17 protein-coding genes are annotated in these 20,015 nt (G+C 71.0%); 5 read left to right on the forward strand and 12 right to left on the reverse strand.

What is annotated here, in order from left to right:
- The first annotated feature begins 444 nt into the window (after positions 1–444).
- Positions 445–2,001, forward strand: coding sequence for a GMC family oxidoreductase (locus LP52_RS17805; protein WP_040275142.1), 1,557 nt, complete (start codon positions 445–447; stop codon positions 1,999–2,001).
- A 129-nt stretch (positions 2,002–2,130) separates the two neighbouring features.
- Here the strand turns inward: LP52_RS17805 and LP52_RS17810 are convergent, their stop codons facing one another.
- From LP52_RS17810 to LP52_RS17835, 6 genes are all read right to left on the reverse strand, one after another.
- The gene (locus LP52_RS17810) at positions 2,131–2,790 is read right to left on the reverse strand and encodes a response regulator (RefSeq protein ID WP_040275144.1); all 660 of its coding nucleotides are present in this window, start codon (positions 2,788–2,790) and stop codon (positions 2,131–2,133) included.
- On the reverse strand, positions 2,787–4,247 hold the full coding sequence (locus tag LP52_RS17815) for a sensor histidine kinase (protein WP_238580968.1): 1,461 nt from the start codon (positions 4,245–4,247) through the stop codon (positions 2,787–2,789). Before LP52_RS17815 ends, LP52_RS17810 begins: the two co-directional genes overlap by 4 nt.
- A gap of 88 nt (positions 4,248–4,335) precedes the next feature.
- Positions 4,336–6,303, reverse strand: coding sequence for a serine hydrolase domain-containing protein (locus LP52_RS17820; RefSeq protein WP_338011648.1), 1,968 nt, complete (start codon positions 6,301–6,303; stop codon positions 4,336–4,338).
- Positions 6,304–6,622: 319 nt separating this feature from the next.
- Positions 6,623–7,732, reverse strand: coding sequence for a DNA alkylation repair protein (locus LP52_RS17825; protein WP_238580970.1), 1,110 nt, complete (start codon positions 7,730–7,732; stop codon positions 6,623–6,625).
- Between the two features lie 345 nt (positions 7,733–8,077).
- Positions 8,078–8,956: a cytochrome c biogenesis CcdA family protein gene (locus tag LP52_RS17830; protein WP_040275146.1), complete on the reverse strand. Its 879-nt coding sequence runs from the start codon at positions 8,954–8,956 to the stop codon at positions 8,078–8,080.
- A complete protein-coding gene (locus LP52_RS17835; protein ID WP_040275181.1) occupies positions 8,956–9,555 on the reverse strand; it encodes a redoxin domain-containing protein in 600 nt (199 codons plus the stop codon). The genes LP52_RS17830 and LP52_RS17835 overlap by 1 nt, the downstream gene beginning before the upstream one ends.
- Positions 9,556–9,824: 269 nt before the next feature.
- Between LP52_RS17835 and LP52_RS17840 the strand changes: the two genes are divergently transcribed.
- Entirely contained in the window at positions 9,825–10,844 is a 1,020-nt protein-coding gene (locus tag LP52_RS17840) for an LLM class flavin-dependent oxidoreductase (protein ID WP_040275147.1), read from the forward strand.
- 171 nt (positions 10,845–11,015) lie between these two features.
- On the opposite strand, the gene LP52_RS17845 is transcribed toward LP52_RS17840, so the two are convergent.
- Entirely contained in the window at positions 11,016–11,219 is a 204-nt protein-coding gene (locus LP52_RS17845; protein WP_040275148.1) for a cold-shock protein, read from the reverse strand.
- A gap of 720 nt (positions 11,220–11,939) precedes the next feature.
- On the opposite strand from LP52_RS17845, the gene LP52_RS17850 reads away from it, so the two are divergent.
- A complete protein-coding gene (locus LP52_RS17850; RefSeq protein ID WP_040275149.1) occupies positions 11,940–12,410 on the forward strand; it encodes a hemerythrin domain-containing protein in 471 nt (156 codons plus the stop codon).
- A gap of 113 nt (positions 12,411–12,523) precedes the next feature.
- Here the strand turns inward: LP52_RS17850 and LP52_RS17855 are convergent, their stop codons facing one another.
- The gene (locus LP52_RS17855) at positions 12,524–13,300 is read right to left on the reverse strand and encodes a thioesterase family protein (RefSeq protein ID WP_040275150.1); all 777 of its coding nucleotides are present in this window, start codon (positions 13,298–13,300) and stop codon (positions 12,524–12,526) included.
- A 164-nt stretch (positions 13,301–13,464) separates the two neighbouring features.
- On the opposite strand from LP52_RS17855, the gene LP52_RS17860 reads away from it, so the two are divergent.
- Positions 13,465–13,863 carry a VOC family protein gene (locus LP52_RS17860; RefSeq protein ID WP_040275152.1) on the forward strand — a complete coding sequence of 133 codons (399 nt, stop codon included), beginning with the start codon at positions 13,465–13,467 and terminating at the stop codon, positions 13,861–13,863.
- Between the two features lie 95 nt (positions 13,864–13,958).
- Here LP52_RS17860 and LP52_RS17865 read toward each other — a convergent pair whose 3' ends face one another.
- Entirely contained in the window at positions 13,959–15,260 is a 1,302-nt protein-coding gene (locus LP52_RS17865) for a fatty acid desaturase (RefSeq protein ID WP_084723295.1), read from the reverse strand.
- A 300-nt stretch (positions 15,261–15,560) separates the two neighbouring features.
- Positions 15,561–16,043 carry a YciE/YciF ferroxidase family protein gene (locus tag LP52_RS17870; protein WP_040275154.1) on the reverse strand — a complete coding sequence of 161 codons (483 nt, stop codon included), beginning with the start codon at positions 16,041–16,043 and terminating at the stop codon, positions 15,561–15,563.
- 335 nt (positions 16,044–16,378) lie between these two features.
- On the opposite strand from LP52_RS17870, the gene LP52_RS17875 reads away from it, so the two are divergent.
- Entirely contained in the window at positions 16,379–17,191 is an 813-nt protein-coding gene (locus LP52_RS17875) for a class I SAM-dependent methyltransferase (RefSeq protein ID WP_052809980.1), read from the forward strand.
- A 160-nt stretch (positions 17,192–17,351) separates the two neighbouring features.
- Here LP52_RS17875 and LP52_RS17880 read toward each other — a convergent pair whose 3' ends face one another.
- Complete coding sequence (locus LP52_RS17880) at positions 17,352–18,371, reverse strand: glycoside hydrolase family 11 protein (protein ID WP_040275156.1); 1,020 nt, start codon at positions 18,369–18,371, stop codon at positions 17,352–17,354.
- 1,115 nt (positions 18,372–19,486) lie between these two features.
- A complete protein-coding gene (locus tag LP52_RS17885) occupies positions 19,487–19,864 on the reverse strand; it encodes a DUF1330 domain-containing protein (protein ID WP_040275158.1) in 378 nt (125 codons plus the stop codon).
- Positions 19,865–20,015: the final 151 nt, after the last annotated feature.

Raw genomic sequence — 20,015 nt, forward strand, 5'->3', positions numbered from 1 at the left:
AATTCGTCACCCCCCTTTCGGGGCGCTGACCTGCACCAAAGTACCCGGGACCGCCGCCGGGTGCGATTTTCCGGCCGCCTCGGCAGCGCCTGCGGGACCACCGGCCGCCCGCGCCCCACCAGCACCGACACGCTCTTGGGGGGGCTGCGGCAGGGCTGCACGCCCAGCGCGGCGGCACCCCTCAGGTTGCGGATCAGGAATTCGTGTGCAGAATAAGGAGAACGTAACCCGGGAGCGGATGACCCTCACCACATGAGGAATCTCACCTCGAAACCCCCGGGGTCGAAGTATTCGCCGCACCTATGAACATTCCGGTGCGGCGAACCGAGAAAGTGTGCGAGTCCGTTCGCCGACGCCTTTCGCAGGGTGCGTTGGGATCCGGCTCGGCGGAGCAGGCCGTACCCGGCGGTCCCGGTCGCGGCCCGAAGCAAAGGAGTTGTTCTGGTGTCCGCAAGCGACAGCGCCGCCGCCTACGACTACGTCATCGTCGGCGGCGGAACCGCGGGCTCGGTGCTGGCCAACCGCCTCACCGAAGACCCCGCCACCAGCGTGTGCGTGATCGAGGCCGGCCCCTCCGACCACGACCAGGACCGCGTCCTGCGCCTGCGCGACTGGCTGGACCTGCTCGAAAGCGACCTCGACTACGCCTACCCCACCGTGGAACAGCCCCGCGGCAACTCCCACATCATCCACTCCCGCGCCCGTGTCCTGGGCGGCTGCTCCTCCCACAACACCCTCATCAGCTTCCGCCCCTTCCCCCAGGACCTCGCCGACTGGGAAGCCGCCGGCGCCCGCGGCTGGGACAACGCCACCGTGCAGTCCTACGCCGACCGCCTCAAGAACAACATCGCCCCCGTGGCCCCTCAAGACCGCAACCCCCTGGTTGCCGACTGGATCACCGCCTGCGCCCGCGCCACCGGCGCGCCCGTGGTGACCGACTTCAACGCCGAGACCTCCCACCGCGGCGGCTTCAGCGAGGGAGTGGGATTCCTCCCGCTTGCCTACGATCCCTACACCGGCCACCGCTCCTCGGCCTCGGTGGCCTACCTCCACCCGATCATGGGCGTGCGCGACAACCTCACCCTGATGCTGGAGACCCGCGCCGAGCGGGTGCTGTTCGAGGGCGAGCGCGCCACCGGGGTGCAGGTCACCACCGCCCGCGGCGAGACGACCACGGTCACCGCCGAGCGCGAGGTCCTGCTGTGCGCCGGGGCGATCGACACCCCGCGGCTTCTGATGCTCTCCGGGGTGGGCCCGGCCGGCGACCTGGCCTCGGCGGGCATCGGGGTCCACCACGACCTGGCCGGGGTGGGCGAGAACCTGTTGGACCACCCCGAGTCGATCATCATGTGGGAGACCGCCCGCGAGGTGCCCGAGACCACCGTGATGTACTCCGACGGCGGACTGTTCCTCCGCCGGGACACCGCCGATCCGCGCCCGGACCTGATGTTCCACATCTACCAGGTGCCCTTCGACGACAACACCGCCCGGCTGGGCTACGACTCGCCGGGCCCGCGCAACGCCATCTGCATGACGCCCAACATCCCGCGGTCGCGCTCGCGCGGGAAGATGTGGCTGGAAAGCCCCGACCCCCGGGTGAAGCCGGCGCTGGACTTCCGCTACTTCACCGACGCCGAGGACTACGACGCCCGCACGATCGTGGACGGGTTGCGCATCGCCCGCGACATCGCCGCCACCGAGCCCTTCGCGTCCTGGATCGCGCGCGAGGTCGCGCCCGGGCCGGGGGTGAGCGGTGATGCGGAATTGTCGGAGTTCGGTCGCCGCGCGGCGCACACGGTGTATCACCCGGCGGGTACGTGCCGGATGGGTGATGAGGACGACGAGTGGGCCGTGGTCGATCCGGCGCTGCGGGTGCGGGGGCTGTCGGGGCTGCGGGTGGTGGACGCGTCGGTGTTTCCCACGATGCCCTCGCCCAATCCGATGGTGACCGTGCTGACGGTGGGTGAGCGCGCCGCGGACCTGATCCGCGCCGACCGGTGACCACCCGCCCGGAGCCGCACCGGCCCGCGCCCGGGGTGGGCCCCGCCCACCCCGGCCCACCACAGGCCGCAGCGTCCGGCGGCCATGCCCCGATCGAGGCGGAACCCCGGACTCCGGCGGACGGGCGGCCTACGGCCGCACCAGCCCGTGCTGATAGGCCCACACCACGGTCTGCACCCGGTCGCGGGCCCCGATCTTGGTCATGACCCGTCCGAGGTGCGACTTGACCGTGCTCGTCTCGATGAACAACTCCCTGCCGATCTCGTCGTTGGACATGCCCTGGGCGAGCAGACGCGTGATCTCGGTCTCGCGTGCCGTGAGCAGATCGAGCGCCTGGGCGGCACCGTCCGGGTTCGCGGGTTTGCGGCGGGCGAACTCGGTCATCACACGCCGGGTCACGGCCTGGTCCACCAGCCCGTAGCCGTCGGCGAGCCGGCGCACGGCGTCGATCAGATCGTCGGGGTCGGTGTCCTTGAGGACGAACCCGCCGGCCCCGGCCTCCAGCGCACCGAAGACGTACTCGTCGAGGTCGAAGGTGGTGACGATCAGGATCTGGGGCGGGTCCGCCGTGCCGCCGGACAGGATCCGGCGGGTCGCCGACAGCCCGTCGCCGCGGGGCATGCGCACGTCCATGCAGATGACGTCGGGTTCAAGGGACCCGGCGAGTTCCACCGCCGCGGGCCCGTCGCCGCACTCGCCGACGACCTCGATGTCCTCCACCATGTCGAGGATGACGCGGAAGCCGGCTCTGACGACGGACTGGTCGTCCACGAGAAGCACCCTGATCACTGCGCCTCCTCCTCGTCTGCGGTCTCGGTGCGGCCTGCGGAGATCTCCCTGCTGACGGGCAGCTCCAGGCGGACCCGCCACCCGCCCGCCGAGGTCGGGCCGGCGTCCAGCTCGGCGCCGACGAGCTGGGCCCGCTCCCTCATACCGAGCAGGCCCAGCCCGCGCGGTGCGTCCGGCTTCGCGACCTCGGTCTCGCGGCCGCTCCCGTGAGCGTTCTCGACATCGAGGACGACTCGCGTTTCGCGGTAGTGCAGCAGCAGGCGCACGGACGCGTCCGGCGCGTGCTCGCGAGCGTTGGACAGCGCCTCCTGCGCCACCCGGTAGACGGTGACGTCGGCGACCGGCGGCAGGTCATAGGGGGCGCCCTCCCGCACCAGTTCGATCGAGCATCCCAGATCCCGCTCGGCCTGCACCAGGCGTTGGAGCGCGGCGGCCCGGGGTACGGGCGCCCCGCGCGCCCCCGGGTTCCCGGTGTGCGACAGCCCGTCCCCGGAGGAGGCGGGCTCCTCTCCGGGATCACGCAACGTCCCGACGACCAGGCGCAGGCTGTCGAGCGTCTCCTTGCCCTGGGAACGCACCCAGGAGGTGGCTTCGCGAGCCGCCTGGTCGTCGTGGCCGATCAGCCGTTCGACCGCCCCCGCCTGGACGACCATTCCGGAGAGGTGGTGGGCCGCGATGTCGTGCAGCTCGCGTGCCATGCGCGCCCGCTCGCCCATGATCGCGCCCTCGGTCCTCTCCCGCTGCCGCTGGACCACCTCGGCGGCGCGGATACGCGTCAGTTCGGCATAGCGCCGCCGGATCGCCATGAACGCTCCCACGAGCGCAGACCCTACGTAGATGAGCAGTGCCGAGGTCAGCAGTCCGCCTCCCAGCCGCAGGTAGTCCTCCACACTCGCCGGAGGCAAGGGGCTGAAGGCATCCGGGGCCACGACGAGGTCGGCCAACGTCCCCGTCACCAGTGTCCCGACGACCCCCTGAAGGACCAGGACGGCCGCAAGCGACCGCACCAGCCGGCGCGGCGGCAGCAGAGTGCCGCACGTGTAGGCGGCGATGAACGAGGCGAATCCTTGGGCCATCACGAACGGGGGCAGCAGGGCGGCGAGCCCCACTTGGGTGAGCGCCACCGCGAACAGGCACAGAGCCGGGTGTCTGCGCCGCACGCACAGAAGCAGGGACTGGGTGTACAGCAGGGCGGTGAGCGCGGCGACGGCGGTCGGGGAGAGCGTGAGACCGTCCTCCCTCGCCATGAAACCCACCAGGGACCAGGCCATGGCGGTGGAGAGGAGTACCACAGCCCCCGCCAGCAGGCAGTCGCGGGCGAAGGCGGAGCGCATCCCCAGGCGGTTCAGCCCGTCGTCGAACCGCGTCTTCACGCGCAAGGCCGCGCTGTCCATCTCCGCCGGCCCCAGGGCGTCTCCGGCGTGCCCGCGGAGATCGTCGTCGGTCAAAGCGTCCACTGGTTCCTCGACTCGTTCCGGGGTGGGGCACGGGACCGCACCGAAGGCGAATCCTTCCGTGCGGCCCCGCTTCCGAACAACCGGGCGGTCAGTACGTCATGTCGAAGGAGAGCAGGCCGAAGGCCGCGGAGAAGGACGCCACCCCGATCAGCGCCAGCAGGACGAGCGTGCTGCCCAGGTACCGCTTCCATCCCGAGCTGCGCCGGATCTCGTCGATCACGACCACGGCCGCAGGCGCGATGGCCGCGACGCCGAGCCACTGCGCCGCCGCGGTCCCGTAGAGGACGTAGTCGGGCACCGGCACGAACTGCATGACCAGGAGGATGTTCACGGCCCAACTGCCGAGCGCGGCCAGCGCACCGCCCACACCCACCCGGGTCAGGGTCCGGGCCACACGCCCGGATCGTCCCCGCTTGGGCTGCGACGTGCGCCACCGGGCCACGGCGCCGACGGGCCAACTCACAACGGCGGCCACCAGCAGGAACACGGAAGCGCCCAGCACCGGAAGGGCCACGGAGGCCTGGCGCGTGGGGTCGAGGCGCAGCTTGGTGAAAGCCACGCCGTAGCCGATCGCCTCCACCCGGCCTCCCTGCTCCCGCATCGTGAGGATCCGCTGTCCCCCGACCTCGCGCCACACCCAGGGCTCGATCTCCTCGTAGACCGTGGGCTCGAAGGTCGACGGACCCGGGGTGACCAGGATCGTGCCGTCTTCCTGCGCAGTGACCTCGGTCTGCGGGTTCATCAGGTTCGCGGCGTACAGGAAGGTGCTGTACATCGACCGGGTGTCCTCGTAGGTGCCCTCGGCCATCGCGGCGTGTTCGGCGGCCGTCGGCTCCACCGAGGAGTCGGCCTCCTGCTCATCCGAGGCGGGGAAGTAGCGATCCGCGAAGCCCGAGGTGAGCTGCTCGCGCAGGTTGAGGCTGTCGACCGCCTCCTGCCCGCCGCCGTTGACACTCACGAAGATGCCGGTGTCCTCGTCGGGGTAGATCTGCATGTGGGAGTGGAAGTACGTGGTGTCTCCCCCATGGCCGACGATCCGGTGGCCGTTGCGGTCCTCTCGGAAGAAGCCCAGCGCCATGCGCGGTCCGGCGGCCAGATTCCCCAGAGACTCCTCGCCCAGGGCGGGTTCGTGCATGCGTTCGAGCGTCTCGGGGTCGAGGAGCGCGGACGGGCCGGTTCCGGCGTCGTTCAGGTGCGCGAGCATGAACTGCGCCATGTCGGTCGCCGGCGCGGTCAGCGCGCCGGCGGGTACGTCCGAGACGACCTCGAAGGGCCCGGCCGGCGCGGTGCCGTCGGCGGCGTAGCCGCCGGCCAACCGTCCTTCCAGGCTGTCGGGAAGGGGCTGGGCGAAGGTGGAAGAGTCCATTCCCGCCGGTTCCAGCACGTTCTGCTGAAGGTACTTCTCGAAGGGGACGCCGCTGACGCGCTCGACGATGTATCCGGCGAGCGCGTTGCCGTAGTTGGAGTAGGCGGGGACCGTGCCCGGCTCGAACACCTGCTCAGGGGGATCGGTGGCCAAGCGCTTGCGCAGGTCGGTTTCGGTGCCCTGGGGCAGGATCATGCCTGAGACGCGTTCCTCGAAGCCCGGGGTGTGGCTCAGCAGGTGGCGCATGGTTACGGGTTCGTCGAAGGAGGTGGGGATCGTGAAGTCGATGTACTCGTGTACGTCGGTGTCCAGGTCCACCTCTCCTTCCTCCACGAGCTGCATCACCGCCGTGGCGGTGAAGAGCTTGGAGACCGAGCCCGTCCGGAAGAGCGTCCGCTCGGGGTCGACCGGTACCGGCTCGTCCCCGCCCGCACCGGTGTCGGCGTAGCCGTAGCCCCGGGCGCTGAGCAGTTCGCCGTCGTGGACGACGGCGACCGCGGCCCCCGGGATGCCGGTCTCCTCCAGGGCTGTCGGCATACGGCCGTCCAGCCAGGCGTCGAGGTCCTGCTTGGTCAGTCCGGCGGTACCGGGCGATGAGGGTGCGGAAGAGCGAGAGGGCACCTGATCCGTCTCGGACGCGGCCCCGGCACAACCGCCGGCCAGCACGGCGACGGCCGTGGCGGCCACCACCGCCGCCAAGGGTGCACGGGATCCGCGCCGCGGCCGCGAGGGGCCGACCGGGGGAATGGCGGAGGTTGCTTCGGGGGGCTTCACGGGCTCACTCCTGCTGTGTGGATGACTCGGACAGCCGGGCGGCCCCGTACATGTACGTGCCTCGCCCCGGCTGCTGATCTCCAGCGTGCTGGCACAGCCCCCTTCGCCACAGCCCGCGCAGGTCCCCATCGCATTTGCGACTTTCGGTGGAGGCCGCTTCCGCCTCGGGCACAGGCACGCGGGTGCGACCACGGTGTTTCGCGGTTTCGGCGGTCCGACGGCGCCCCGACCGGACTCAGCGGCGGCCGTCGGGCCCGCCGTCGTGCGGGACCAGAGTGAACTCGGCCCTGCCCGAGCGGACACCGTTGATCTGCAGTTCGAGGGCGTGGCGACCCGGGTGGTAGCGGCGGGTGGTGATCACGCGGAACGAGTGCTCCTTGGCGAGGTCGAGGGTCTCGCCAGCACCGAGGGTGCGCGTCGTGAGCTTGAACGTCTTGCCGGTCAGACTGCCGTTCGCCTTGCGGTGGTGGACGACGTAGTCGATCGCCAGCTGCGCCGGGCGCGTTTCGAGGTTGCGTACCGCCGCCGTGAAAGCCAGCGCATCTCCGATGGCGACCGTGTCCGAGGCGAGTACCGGACCCGTTACGTCGAGCCGTGCCGGGGTGAAGCCGAGCAGTTCCAGCGCTCCCGGGTGCCCCTGCTTGACCAGTGTGCGCAGGCCGTGCCGTACGACGCGCCGGGTGTCCTCGCCGGGGTCGGCCAGCCACGCCGCCGCGGTCTGCACGACCAGCTCGGGTTCCCGCCGGCTCAGGTCGTTGAGGTGGTTGGCGACCGAGCGCCGCACGTACTCGCTCTCGTCGCGGTACAGGGCGTCGAGGATCGGCAGCGTCGAACGGGGCGCGGCGAGGATCCCCGGAACCCGCACCGCCCACGGCAGGAAGGGCCGGGTCCCCTCGGACGCCAGCCGGCGGACGGCCGCACTCTCCGATCCGGTCCAGTCGCCGATCGCGGCCACGGCACGATCCAGATCGCGGTTCAGGAGCACCCGCAGCGCGAACTCCGAGGACAGCAGGGGCGTCAGGTCGGCAAGCAGAGCGAGGGCGTCGTCGAACGCCTCGTCCGAGCCGTCCTCGACGGCCTTGGCCGCGACCGCACTCGTGACAGGCCAGATCAGCCAGCCCGTGAACGACGGCGCGCGGTCGAGCGCGGCCCGCACCGTCGCCGCGAACGACGCGTAGTCACCGGGCAGGTCGGCCATCAGGGCGTCGCGCAGCAGGTCGCTGCGCTCCCGCACCGACAGCGGGGCGAGTCCGGCCTCGGCGGCCTCCAACGCCGCCGGGCGCGCCCCGGGCACAACCGTTCGCACGGCCGTGGCCAGGGAACGCGCCGTGGAGGCACTGATCATTTCCTCAGCGGAAGGCATGGCATCTCCGTCGCGGATCGGCCCGGCGTGTGGGGTCATCGGGGTCATCGGGCGCAGGGGGCAGGTGGGCGAGCGCCTCGGTGCTGCCGCTGCCGGACTCGGCGCACCGCGCCCCTGGGAAAGGCTCAGCCTGGCGGCGCAGAGCCAAGGTACCGAGCCGGTACGACAAGCGCGGCCGCGGCGCTGCTCACTCGGGTCGCCGACGCCCCTACCCCGCAGCACCGGAAGGACCCGCACCCGTGCCGCGCCGACGCCCCGGGGCCGGTTGCCGGGAGGCCGATCACCGCGCCCGTCGGCGCCCGTCGGACGGCCGGCCTCGCGCTCCCCTCACCCGTGTTCCGCCCGCACGCGCCCCCGCCTGCGCACCGCCCCGGCGGCGACGGCGGCTGCGCAGAGCAGCCCGAGCGCGGCCAGCAGCGTTCCCGGACCGGCCTGCTCCACCGCCCGGACCAGCGCCGACTGCACGGACGTGGCCGCTCCCACCACGGGATCGGAGGCCGCCTGCCCGGACAGCACCTGCAGTTCGAACCAGCCGTAGTAGGCCACATAGGCCCCTGCCGGAAGGAGCAGTGCACCTCCGGCCCGGGTCACATACGGCAGGGCGCGGCGCATGCGTGCCGCCACCCCCTCATGGGCCAGGGCGGTCGCCACCGTCAGCACCCCCACGACCAGGGCCATGCCTGCGGTATAGGCGAGGAACACCCCCACGGCCCCGGCCACGCCTCCTGTGGCGGCCGCGCTTGTGGTCACCGCCAGGAACGGGGCGACGGTGCACGACAGCGAGGCGGTGGCGTAGGCGGTGCCGTAGGCCGCGGCCCAGCGCAGGGAGCGGGTCGCCCGCCCCGGTGAAGGGGCGCGGACCCCGGGGAGCGCGAGCGACCTGCCGCTGAGCAGCCAGAAGCCCAGGGCGACCAGAACCACGCCGATGGCGACGGTCGTCCAGGGCAGATAGCGCTCCAGGGACAGCGCAAGCGGCGTGGCGACCAGCGCGAACAGGCCGAATACCACTACGAAGCCGCCGGTCATGGCGGCGGTCGTGGCAAGGGCGCGCCCGAGCGCGGGAAGCCGCCGCGCCCGCGCATCGGGGGAGTCGGGGGCGTCGGAGACCAGCAGCGCGAGGTAGCCGGGCAGCAGCGCGAAGCCGCAGGGGTTGAGTACCGCGAGAGTCCCGGCGGCCAGAGCGATCGCGAAGGGAAGCTGCTCCATCACTCAGCCAGCACCTCGGAAGCGACGCGGTCGTCGATCTCCTTGTCGCTCATCTTGCCCGTGTAGGTCAGGAACGTCCCCGAGGTCCGCAGGAAGGAGAAGGAGGGCTGGGTGGTCACATCGAACCCGGACCAGATGGAGCCGTCCTCGTCGATGATGTGCCGCATGCCGTCGGTGCCGGTGGAGGCGACGAACTCCTCCATGGCGGCGGCCTCGCCCTGGCCCGCGACGCCGATGAACTCGACCTCGCCCTCGTAGCGCTCGGCGGTGTCGGCGACCCCGGGCGCCTCGCCGCGGCAGATCGTGCACCAGGGCGCCCAGAACCACAGCACCACCGGTTCGCCCTGGAGTTCGGCGCCGTCGATCTCGCCCCCGCCGACCGTGGGTGCGGTGAAGTCCAGCGCCTCCGCGGGGCTCCGGCCGCCGCCCTCGCCCTGCTCTCCGCCGTCCCCGCCCTGCGCGGCGTCCACGCCCGAGGAGGACGCCTCGGCACCGTCCTGCGGTGCTGCCTCGCCTTCTCCGCCCAGGGCTCCGCAGCCGGCCACCAGCAGGGCCGTCGCCGCGGCCGCCGCCACGATGCTGAGGGAAGTGCGTTCCATGGTCACCTCTTCTACTCGCCGCCGCGCTCCGACGGGTTCCTGAGTCCGGTCGCCGTCCGCCGGACTCTCCAGTCTGCTATTCGGAGCCGCCGACCCCGAGGCGACGTCTCAGCGACCGAAGACCGCGACGCACCTGGGTTCGACGGAGGCGGACGGAGGAGGGGGCGAGGGGACGGCGGATCCGTCCGGGAACCGCCGGGTGACCCGGCCCGGGCACCTGCCGCCACGCCGAGCTGGAATAGCAGCCTGTCCGCGGTGTTGACCAAGCTGTGAAGAACATCGGATTCCTTTCTTTCGGCCACTGGACGCCGTCGCCGCGCTCCCAGGTGCGGTCGGCCTCCGACGCCCTGCTGCAGTCGATCGAGCTGGCCGTCGCCGCCGAGGAGGTCGGCGCGGACGGCGCCTACTTCCGCGTGCACCACTTCGCCCGGCAGCTGGCATCGCCCTTTCCGCTGCTGGCGGCGATCGGGGCGCGGACCAGCCGGATCGAGATCGGCACGGGCGTCATCGACATGCGCTACGAGAACCCGCTCTACATGGCCGAGGACGCCGGATCGGCGGACCTGATCGCCGGCGGGCGCCTCCAGCTCGGGATCAGCCGCGGCTCGCCGGAGCAGGTCGTCAAGGGCTACGAGTACTTCAGGCACCACCCGGCGGAGGGCACCACGGACGCCGAGATGGCCCGGGAGCACACGGCGGCGCTGCTCGACGTCCTCAAGGGCGAAGGGTTCGCCGAGCCGAACCCGCGGCCGATGTTTCCCAACCCGCCCGGGCTTCTGCGGATCGAGCCCCATTCCCCGGGGCTGCGCGAGCGGATCTGGTGGGGCGCCGGAAGTCGGGCCACCGCTCGATGGGCCGGCGAGCAGGGGATGAACCTCATGAGTTCGACTCTGCTCACCGAGGAGACCGGTGTGCCCTTCCACCAGCTGCAGGCCGAGCAGATCCACCTCTTCCGAGAGGCGTGGAAGGCCGCCGGCCACGAGAACGAGCCCCGTGTCTCGGTGAGCCGCAGCGTCTTCCCGCTCGTCAGCAAGCTCGATCACCAGCTCTTCGGCCGCGAAACGGGCAGTACCGACCAGGTCGGCCACCTGGAGGACGGCCTTGCCCGGTTCGGCAAGACCTACGCCGGTGAACCGGACCGGCTGGTGCGGGACCTGGCGCAGGACGAGGCCGTCGCCGCGGCGGACACGCTTCTGCTCACCGTGCCCAACCAACTGGGCGTGGACTACAACGCCCACGTACTCGACAGCCTGCTGCGCTACGTCGCGCCGGAGCTCGGCTGGCGCTGAGCGGAGACGGACGGGAATCCGTCCCGCCTCACCGCCCCGGTCGGGTCGCCACCGTCCTCGCGGACTCTCGGGTCGGCCCGGCACAACGACGACTGCCCCCGCCGTGACCGGCGGGGGCAGTCGCAATGCCGAGAGACGCGGAACACCCGGGAGACCGGGGCCGCGCCGCCGCTACACGCCGCGGACGCGCTCGGCCTGCGGGCCCTTCGGGCCCTGCGTGACGTCGAACTCGACGCGCTGGTTCTCATCGAGGTTGCGGAAGCCGCTGCCGTCGATGTTGCTGTAGTGCACGAAGACGTCCGGGCCGCCCTCGTCCTGGCTGATGAAGCCGAAGCCCTTTTCGCCGTTGAACCACTTGACTGTTCCCTGAGCCATGACTGCCTCCTGGCAGGTAGACGGGTTCGGATCCGTGTTATTCCGGATCCGCGATCGCAATCCGAGCGCCCACCCACCATCCCTGGCTGCAGGATCACTCGCGTTAATAACTGCGAGTGCCAAACACGAAGTCAAACACGTACGAAGAAAATTCGCGATCGCCTAGTAGAACAACCTACAGCATCAAGTATTCCCTCCGCTCGGATTCCGCCCTCGGATTCCGCGGACCGGGCCGGGACGGCAGGGTGCGGCGAGTGCGCCCCCCGGCGCCGACGGCGCCGCCACGGGACCGCTCATACGGCTGTGTCCAGGGGCTATACCGAGCACCGGACGCTCCCGCACCCCCGCACGCGCAGCGCGACGTGGTCGGCGCGGGACACGGCGCAGGCGCCGCCCGCGGAGGAGAAAACGCGGCACGAGGGACTCGCCACATTCTCTACCCGGAGGCCCCAGACGAACGCTGACCTGCGGCTAAACAGCGGACCGCAGATTTTCCCGGAAATCTCCGCGTTCGTTCCCGGAGCCGTCGGTTTCCATCCGGACCGCGGCGAGCGACGACCGAAGCGGCCCGAGCCCCCGGGGCTACCGGTCGCGGAAGGACGGCTCCGCTGCTAGCTTGACGCCCAGCGTCGCGTGTCGGTGGCAGGTCGTGTCAGGCATGGAGGCGCCGGATCCGAAGGAGTGCGACGATGCTCGTGTCGCCCCCTTCGCCCTCCTTCTATGAGTGAGGGCGACAAGACCAGGCTCATCGCCTGGAGCCGTGAACTACGCGCCGTCCACGAACGGCTGCGCGAAGCTCTGCGCGCGACCCGCGAGGCGCTCGACGCCGGCGATTCCGCGGTGCCCGCCACCAGGGACCTGCTGTTGTACTGCCACGGGTTCTGCACCGCCCTGGCCGGGCACCACGAGGGCGAGGACGCTGAACTGTTCCCCGCGATCGCCGCTCAGCATCCCGAGTTGCGTGACACCCTGGGTCGCCTGAAACAGGACCACTCGATGATCGCGTACCTGGTCTCCGGGCTCCAGGAGGCCGTGGAGCGGTCGGCCTCGCCTGCGGAGCTGGACCGCCGCATCGAGGGGATCGCCGCGATCATGGAGTCCCACTTCCGATACGAGGAACGCCGGCTCCTCACCGTGCTGGAGACCCTCGCCCTGGACGCCGATCCGCAGCGGGTTCTGGGACCGCTCTGACTCGCTCCCGTCCTCGTCCGCGGCGGTCGCGGCCGCGCTCCGGCCAAGCGGCATCGGCTCCTGCCGGACACGGCCCTTCGCTCCGGTATCGGCGACTGAGCGCGTCCGTCTCGTCAGCGGGGGCGGACCAGCAGCGCCTGGTTGCAGTTGCCCGCCTGCCCGTGCTGGTCGTGCAGCACCGATACCGCGGTGCCGACGCCGTCGGGTCCCAGCACGGTGGTGGAGTCCAGCCCGATCCACTCCCCCACCGGCTCGCGCTGGACGTGCGTAGTGACCTCGGTGTTGATGAACAGCCACTGCCGGGGGTCGAGCAGATTGGAGACTCCGCTGCCGGAGTCGGCCACGGCCATCAGGCGCTGCAGCGGTGTGGGGGCCTCCCCCGCGACCAGCGGAATCCGCTGCCGCACCCACACCGTGGCCGGTCCGGGATCGGCGAGCGCCCCCTTGAGGCTGCGCCACTCCATCGCGTCGATGTAGCCCCCGCCCCAGCCTTCGGGGCGGCCGAACTCGACACCGGCGCTGACAGGGGCCAGAGGCTCGGCCGCGCCGGCCGCCTGGTCGGCGGTGTCTCCGCGCGCGATACGCCAGGCGACCGCCCGGGCGACCGGGCGCTCGGCGCTCTCCAAGCTCGCCGACAGCAACTGGACCGACCGGCCGGGCCGGTCCACCTGCGCGCTCACCCGCAGCTCGCCCACAGGAACCGGCCCCAGCACCTCCACGGTGATCCGGGCGAGCAGGGTGTCGGGCGCGGGCGCGCAGCGCTCCAGCTCTCGGGTCAGCAGGGCGGAGGGCGGTCCAAGGTGCTGGGTCTCCGAGGACCACGGCCCCGCCGTGTGCTCGGCGGCGAGGTAGCGGCCCGCGCCGAGGTCCCGGTAGAACGCCCGCTCCATCACCGGCCCCTTTCCCGCGACGCCTGCCCCGGGCAGCCTACTCGCGGCCGCGGATCGTCCGGCGCCCCGCCCGCACGTTCTCGGCGCGCGCTCGGAAATCCTGTCGTACCCGTACGGCAGGATCAGTGGGGACGGTTCGATGGAAGACGATCGAAGGAGGACTCATGGCCACCCGGCTGCAGACGGTCGTGCTCGAGACCCGCGATCCCCAGGCTCTGGCGCGGTTCTACGCCGAACTGCTCGGCGTGCGGATCACGAGGGTCGACGACGCCTGGGTCGACATCGGCGACGACGGGACCACGCGCCTGAGCTTCCAGCACGCGCCCGGCCACGAGCCCCCCACGTGGCCGGACGACACCGCGTCGATGCAGATCCACCTGGACTTCGACGTGGACGACATCGACGAATCCGAGGCGGCGGCCCTGGCGCTGGGCGCCACCCGATTGCCCTGGGACTCGGCGCAGGAGGTCGATCAGGGTCTGCGCTCCGCGTCCGAGGGCGGGTTCCGTGTTTACACCGACCCGGCCGGCCACCCGTTCTGCCTGTGCTGGGGCGACGGCTGACCCGCCGACAGCTCGGCGGGCCCGGGGCCGAGGCGACCCTGCTGGGGCCGCCTCCGCTCCAACGCGTGCGCCGTGTGGGCGGGCGTGCGGCGGACTCAGTACTCCAATTCGGGGCGCAGCGATCCGCCGACGGTGTTGAGGTGCCGCAGCACCTGGACGTAGGAGTCCACCAGGCTGGTCTCGTAGTACTCGATCCCGTGCTTGGCGCAGAACTCACGCACCATCGGCTGCACGCGGGGCAGGGACGCGCGGGGCATGGAGGGGAACAGGTGGTGTTCGACCTGGTAGTTCAGCCCGCCCAGGGCGACGTCGGTGAAGGGGCCGCCGCGGATGTTGCGGGAGGTCAGAACCTGGCGGCGCAGGAAGTCGATCTTCTCGCCCTTGGCGAAGATCGGCATCCCCTTGTGGTTTGGCGCGAAGGAGCATCCCATGTACAGGCCGAACAGCCCCTGGTGGACGGCGATGAAGGCCACGGCCTGCAGCGGCGTGAGCACGAGGAAGACGGCGGCGAGGTAGCCGCCGAGGTGGGCGAGGAGCAGCCCGGCCTCGATGGCCTTGACCCGCGGTGTGGCCGTGTCGCTGGTGAACAGCGCCCGCACACCGGCGACGTGCAGATTGAGCCCTTCCAGGAGCAGCATGGGGAAGAACAGCCACGCCTGGCTGCGCGCCAGCCAGACGCCGACGCCCTTGCGGGCGTGGGTCTGGTCCTCGGTGAAGGCGATCGCGCTTCCGCCGATGTCGGGGTCGCGGTCGACCTGGTTGGGGTGGGCGTGGTGGCGGTTGTGCTTGGAGTTCCACCAGCCGTAGCTGAGCCCCACCAGCAGGTTGCCGTGCACCCGCCCGATGAAGTCGTTGACGCGCCTGGAGGCGGAGATCTGCTGGTGGCCTGCGTCGTGGCCGATGAACCCGGTCTGGGTGAACACCACGCCGAGGAACGCCGCCGTCAGCATCTGCCACCACGAGGCGCCGATAACGGCGAACGCGCCCCATCCGGCCACCAGCAGGAGCAGGTTCACTCCGATGCGCACCGCATAGGAGAACGGCCGCCGCTGCAACAGCCCGGCGGCCTTGACCTGGCGTGAGAGTTCGGCGTAGTCGCTGCCCCGGCGGGCGGGTCGGGAGCCGCCCGAATCGCCGCGGGTGGGCGCTCCGTTCCCGGCGCCCACGGCCGCGAGTTCGGCGACCCTGTCGTCGGCGTCCAGGGGGCAAAGCTCCTCGGCTTGCGGGCCCTCGGGGCCCTGACCGAGGCGGTAGGCCACTCGCCGGCCTTCCGTGAACGCACCGGCGGTGCCGGGCTCAATTTCGGCGTGAAAGGGGATTTCGGCCGTGTCGTCGTCGGGGATGATACGGCCGGTGCCCGTTTCGGGCTCGCACCATTTCACTGTGCCGTGAGGCATGTACTGGTCTCCTGGTCGAAGGGGAGATGGGGTCGCGTGGTCGCGCGGCCTCGGCGTGCTACATCTCCGCCGATCCAGGTGTACCTGGAAAGAGGAGCACCGCTCGGGGGTGCCCGCAGATGTTTCCGCATTGGAAAAACGCAGCCGTGTACCTTGCCCTGTGCAACGTGTACGGCGGGAGGGATGTTCCCGGCCGTGACCGCGCGGCGATCGCTCCGCACCGCTACTCCTGCGCAGACGCGTTCGGCCCCCGCGCGGGCGTGCGGCGCGGGGCCCGGTCGGAGAGGTACGGAGGCCGGCTCATCCTTGGGCGAGGGAGTCGCGCACAGCTGCCGGAAGCTTCTCTTCCAGGAACCGCGCCATCTCCTCTTCCTGGCGCAGAATTCCGGTCAGCTGGTCGGCCACCGTGTCTTCACCGAGATGGCGGGCACCCTCGATGAGCGCACGGTAGGAGGCGATCTCGAAGTGCTCGGCCGCGTAGTCGGCCAGCGCGTTCTTGACCATCGTGTCCTTCAACGGCTTGTTCGCCATGCCCTGCATCGCGCCGAACATGTTCGCGAACGAGGACTTCGCGCCCGATACCTGGCCGCCCAGCGACTCGATACAGCCGCGCACCGTCTGGGCTTGGCCGCGCGTCTCCTCGATGTGGCGCGTGATGCGGTCGTGCACCTCGGGGTCGTCACCCTCGGCGTCCTTGGCGTGCCGCTCAAGGGTCTCTTCCAGTGCCTGCTCCATGGCATAGGCGTCGTTGAGCCAGGCGATCAGGTGTTCACGGCTCTCCACGGTGACAGTCTCCTTCCGGCCGCCGAACGTGGCCGTTCGCTGTGCCGTCTCGGCACCCGCCCCGCTATCCCCCCGCCTGTGACGGCAAACCCGCACGCGACGCCACGTTCTCCGAGCGGCGGCCTCCCGGGCCGGTACGCGGCGGCCGCCGCCTCGGCGGGAACCACGGGGGCACTGCGCTGTCACCGGGTACCCCGTGGAGCGCCGTCGCCCCCGTCCCTCAGCGGTTCCTCTGGGCCGCGCTCGCCGGTCGTGCGCCGTTCGACCCGCGCCGAGCGGGACGGCTCCGTCGATAGCGCTTCCCTCCGCACCGGCACAGCGGCAGGATGGAAGCGATGAACGCCGACCGGACCCGCCCTGTCACCGATGGCCGCCTCCTGGACGACGACGCCCACCTCGCGGCACGACACACGCTCCACGATCTCCAGCAGCCGACCTACGACCTGCCCGCCCTCATCGCCGGCTCCCTCGCCGACGAGCACCGCACCGTGCTCGACCTCGCCTGCGGCAGCGGCGCCGACCTTCACCGACTGCGCAGCGAACTCCCGGAGGCGACGACCATCGGCGTCGGCGCCTCGCCGGGCGTGCTCGAAGACCTGCCCCCTCCTGTGCTGTGCGCCGCCGCCGCGCAACTGCCGATCAGGACGGCCGGCGTCGACGCGGTGCTGGCGCTGCACGCGCTCCACCGCCTGCCCGACATCGACGCCGCCCTGGCGGAGGTCGTCCGCGTTCTCGAACCCAGCGGGCTCCTGGTCGCATCGACCAACGCCGAAGACGACAAGCAGGAGTTGGACGACCTCTGGCAGGCCGCGGCCGCCGATGTACTGGGCACCGACCAGGGATCGCGCCCCGCGCGCCTGTCCGACCGCTTTCCGCTGGACGCCGGCGCCGCCCAGCTGCGGGAGTACTTCGGCGACGTCACGGTGCAGCAGCTCACCGGAAGCATCGCGGCCCACGACCCCGCCCCGGTCCTCGATCATCTCGGCTCCTACCGTGTCTGGGCCGCCCAGACCGGGGTCCCCTACGACGAGATCGTGCGCCGCGCCCGCGAACGCCTGAACACGGCGATCGCCTCCGACGGCGCCTTCACCATCACGACACGGCAGGGCGTCATCCGCGCAGCGGATCCCGAAGACGGCGACGCTTAGCGACGCGGGGCGCCTCACGCGACCGCGGCCGTGTCGCCGGAGAGGGTCTGCTCCCGGATCGGCGTGCGCGACGCAGCGGAACCGACCGCGGAAAGCGCCGTGGCGCGGCGGCTGGCAGCCGCCGCGCCACGGAGGTGGGTATCACCCGGGTTCAGGGGTGTCAGTTGGCACTGCAGGAGACCGTCGGCCACGTCCAGTTGCCGTTGTGCTCGATCGTCGCGCCCCAGTTGTTGCCGTTGCCGTTGGAGCTGGCGACCAGCGTCTGGGCGTCGGGGTAGTCGGCGTTGACGTTCCACGTCGCCATGACCTTCGCCGGCGACGGCACGTTCATCGTCACGGTCCAGTCGTTGGAGCCGCTGACGGAGACCCCGAGGTTGTAGCGGTCGTCCCACTGCTCGCCCTCGGACAGCGTCGCGGTGCAGCCGTCGTTGCCGCCGCCACCGCCACCGCCGCCGCCACCGCCGCCGCCGCCTCCGCCGCCGCCGGAGGTGCCCAGGGTGATGTTGGAGCTGCCGCTGCTTTGGTAGCCCTCGGTCGCCATGATCATGTAGTCGTGGTTGCCCAGGTTCATACCGTGGCTGGCCCAGGCGTCGAAGTGGTTGCCGGCGGTGATGGTTCCGCCCGTCCTCCGGGACTGGCGAACGCTCCAGTACTGGGGGAACGTCGCGGTGCCCTCGATGGAGGGCTTGTCGTAACGCATCGTCCGGTAGATGTCGTAGGTTCCGCCGTCGCTGGTGACCGTGCCCTGGTACTCGCCGTCGGGCCGGTAGCTGCCCCAGTTCTCGACGACGTAGTACTCGACGAGCGGGTCTCTGGTCCACCCGTAGAGCGTCAGGTAGGAGTTTCCGGACGGGTTGTAGCTGCCGGAGTACTGCACGCTCCGGCGCCCGCCGGTACTCCAGCCCTTGCCGGCGACGAAGTTGCCGGTGTCGCTCCATTGGGTGCTGTAGTTGCCGCCGGACCCGTTCTCCATGGAGACCGTGCCCTCGGAATCGGTCCAGAACGAATAGAAGTAGCCGTCGTGGGTGCCGGTCTGATTGGACGTGATGGCCGCGCTGGCGCTGGTAGGCAGGACGGTCGAGGCCGTGACCATCGCTACCGCGGCGACGAAGGCGCGTCCGGCGAACCGTCTGACTCCGCTGTGTCTACGACTCTTCGGATCTGTGGGGGATGTGATCATCTGCGGTTCTTCCTCCTCGCGGGGGACTGACGGCGGCCGGGGGGCGGCCGCCGCGGCTCGGCGCTGTGCGACGCGGCGGAATGGTCCGGTCGACCTGCGCCGACGAGCTGAACGACCAGGTCGCAGTGGGTGGTCTCGGTTGAACTCGGGGTCGCTCCGTCAGTAGTGACAGTGTTCGGGCGGCCACATGGAGTTGTCAATAATTTCCGGAAGATTTCGGAGACTTTCGACCCCGGTTCCCGGGCACAGACCGCACCACCGGACCCCGACTCCACAGGATCGTGCAGCTGTGGCTACTCGATAGTTTCGAAGGGCTTCCGGACCCTCGTGCGGGGTGAGGGTGAGCGGCTACACCGCACGGGATGCGCATCGGCGGGCGGCAGCGATCACCGGGCTCAGGCCAAGGGGTGCTCCAGCATGCGAAATCCGAAATCGGGAGCGATTCCCTCGAACTCCCGCTGCTTGCACCACGATTCATCCTCGAAAACGGCGACCGCGTGCACAGCGGTCTTCCCGTTCGCCACTTCCACGACGGCGCCGCAAAAACCCCGCCCCTGATGAGGAGTGCTCAACGAGAGACCGTCACGTCGGACATGGGAATCCGGCGCCCCTTCCTCTCCGTGACCGGACCACTCCGTTTCCGCCGATGCGCGGACCGTGGCCGTGTGAGCGCAGGACCAGGGACAGGCCGCGCAGAACCCCCGCGGCCACCATCCCAGCCAGGGCCCGCAGCGGCTGCCGGACCGCCTTCTCGTACCCGGCCATCACAACGAAATAGGCGAATCCCAAGAATGCCCGGCCGCGGATAACCCGCAGCAGCACTTCACACACTCCGACGGAATCGACGCCGGGTTCCGCGCCGCCTTCCCCGAATCAGATTCCGGAGCAGGCCATGCAGAACTCACCCGCTTCTCCATCATCGTGCGCGGCGGAACGGAACGCGCCGCGGGCCGGGCCGCCACGGCCGCCGGCGCGTAACGCACCGCGCGCTCCCGCCCGGCCCCTGCGGACGGAGCGACCACAGCACCGCCCGCAGGCCAGAACAACGCCGGTCTGCCGACCCGTGACACCGGTGATGCACCGCGGCGGCGGACGCCTCCCGGCGCCCCGCGCGGTCAGTCGCCGCGGCGCGAGCCCCAGGGCACGGTCGGCTGGAGCACGGCCTCGGTCAGGGCGCCCGAACGCAAAGCGGTGATCTGCTGGTATTCGGGGTCGGCGACCATCCGGCTGAACGCCTCGCGACTGGGATAGCGCACCACCAGCACGGCGTCCCAGTCCTGGCCGTCCTCGGCCACCAGGGGCGGCGCGCCGTCGCCGGCGTAGAGCACTTCGGCTCCGTACTTCTTCAGAAAGCGCCCCGCCTGGCGTGAGTACTCCTCGTACGAAGACCGCCCGCCGGGGGCGAACCGCAGCAGGTTGAGCATCACAACGGGACCGCCGGGGTCCTCCTCCAGCATGCGCGCGAGGTCGGACCCGGAGGGGTCGACTGCCATCGCTGCCTCCTTGTCGTCGTCGGCCGCGGCACAGCGCGGGCGCTCGCTGCGGCAGGGTGCGCCAGAGCCCTGACGCGCCACCATCCTTACATACCGTCCGGTTGGTATTCGTGCCACCGGACCCGTGGAGCCGCTGCCGACTCCCCCCCCC

The organism is Streptomonospora alba, from assembly GCF_000826685.1.
Lineage (GTDB): Bacteria > Actinomycetota > Actinomycetes > Streptosporangiales > Streptosporangiaceae > Streptomonospora > Streptomonospora alba.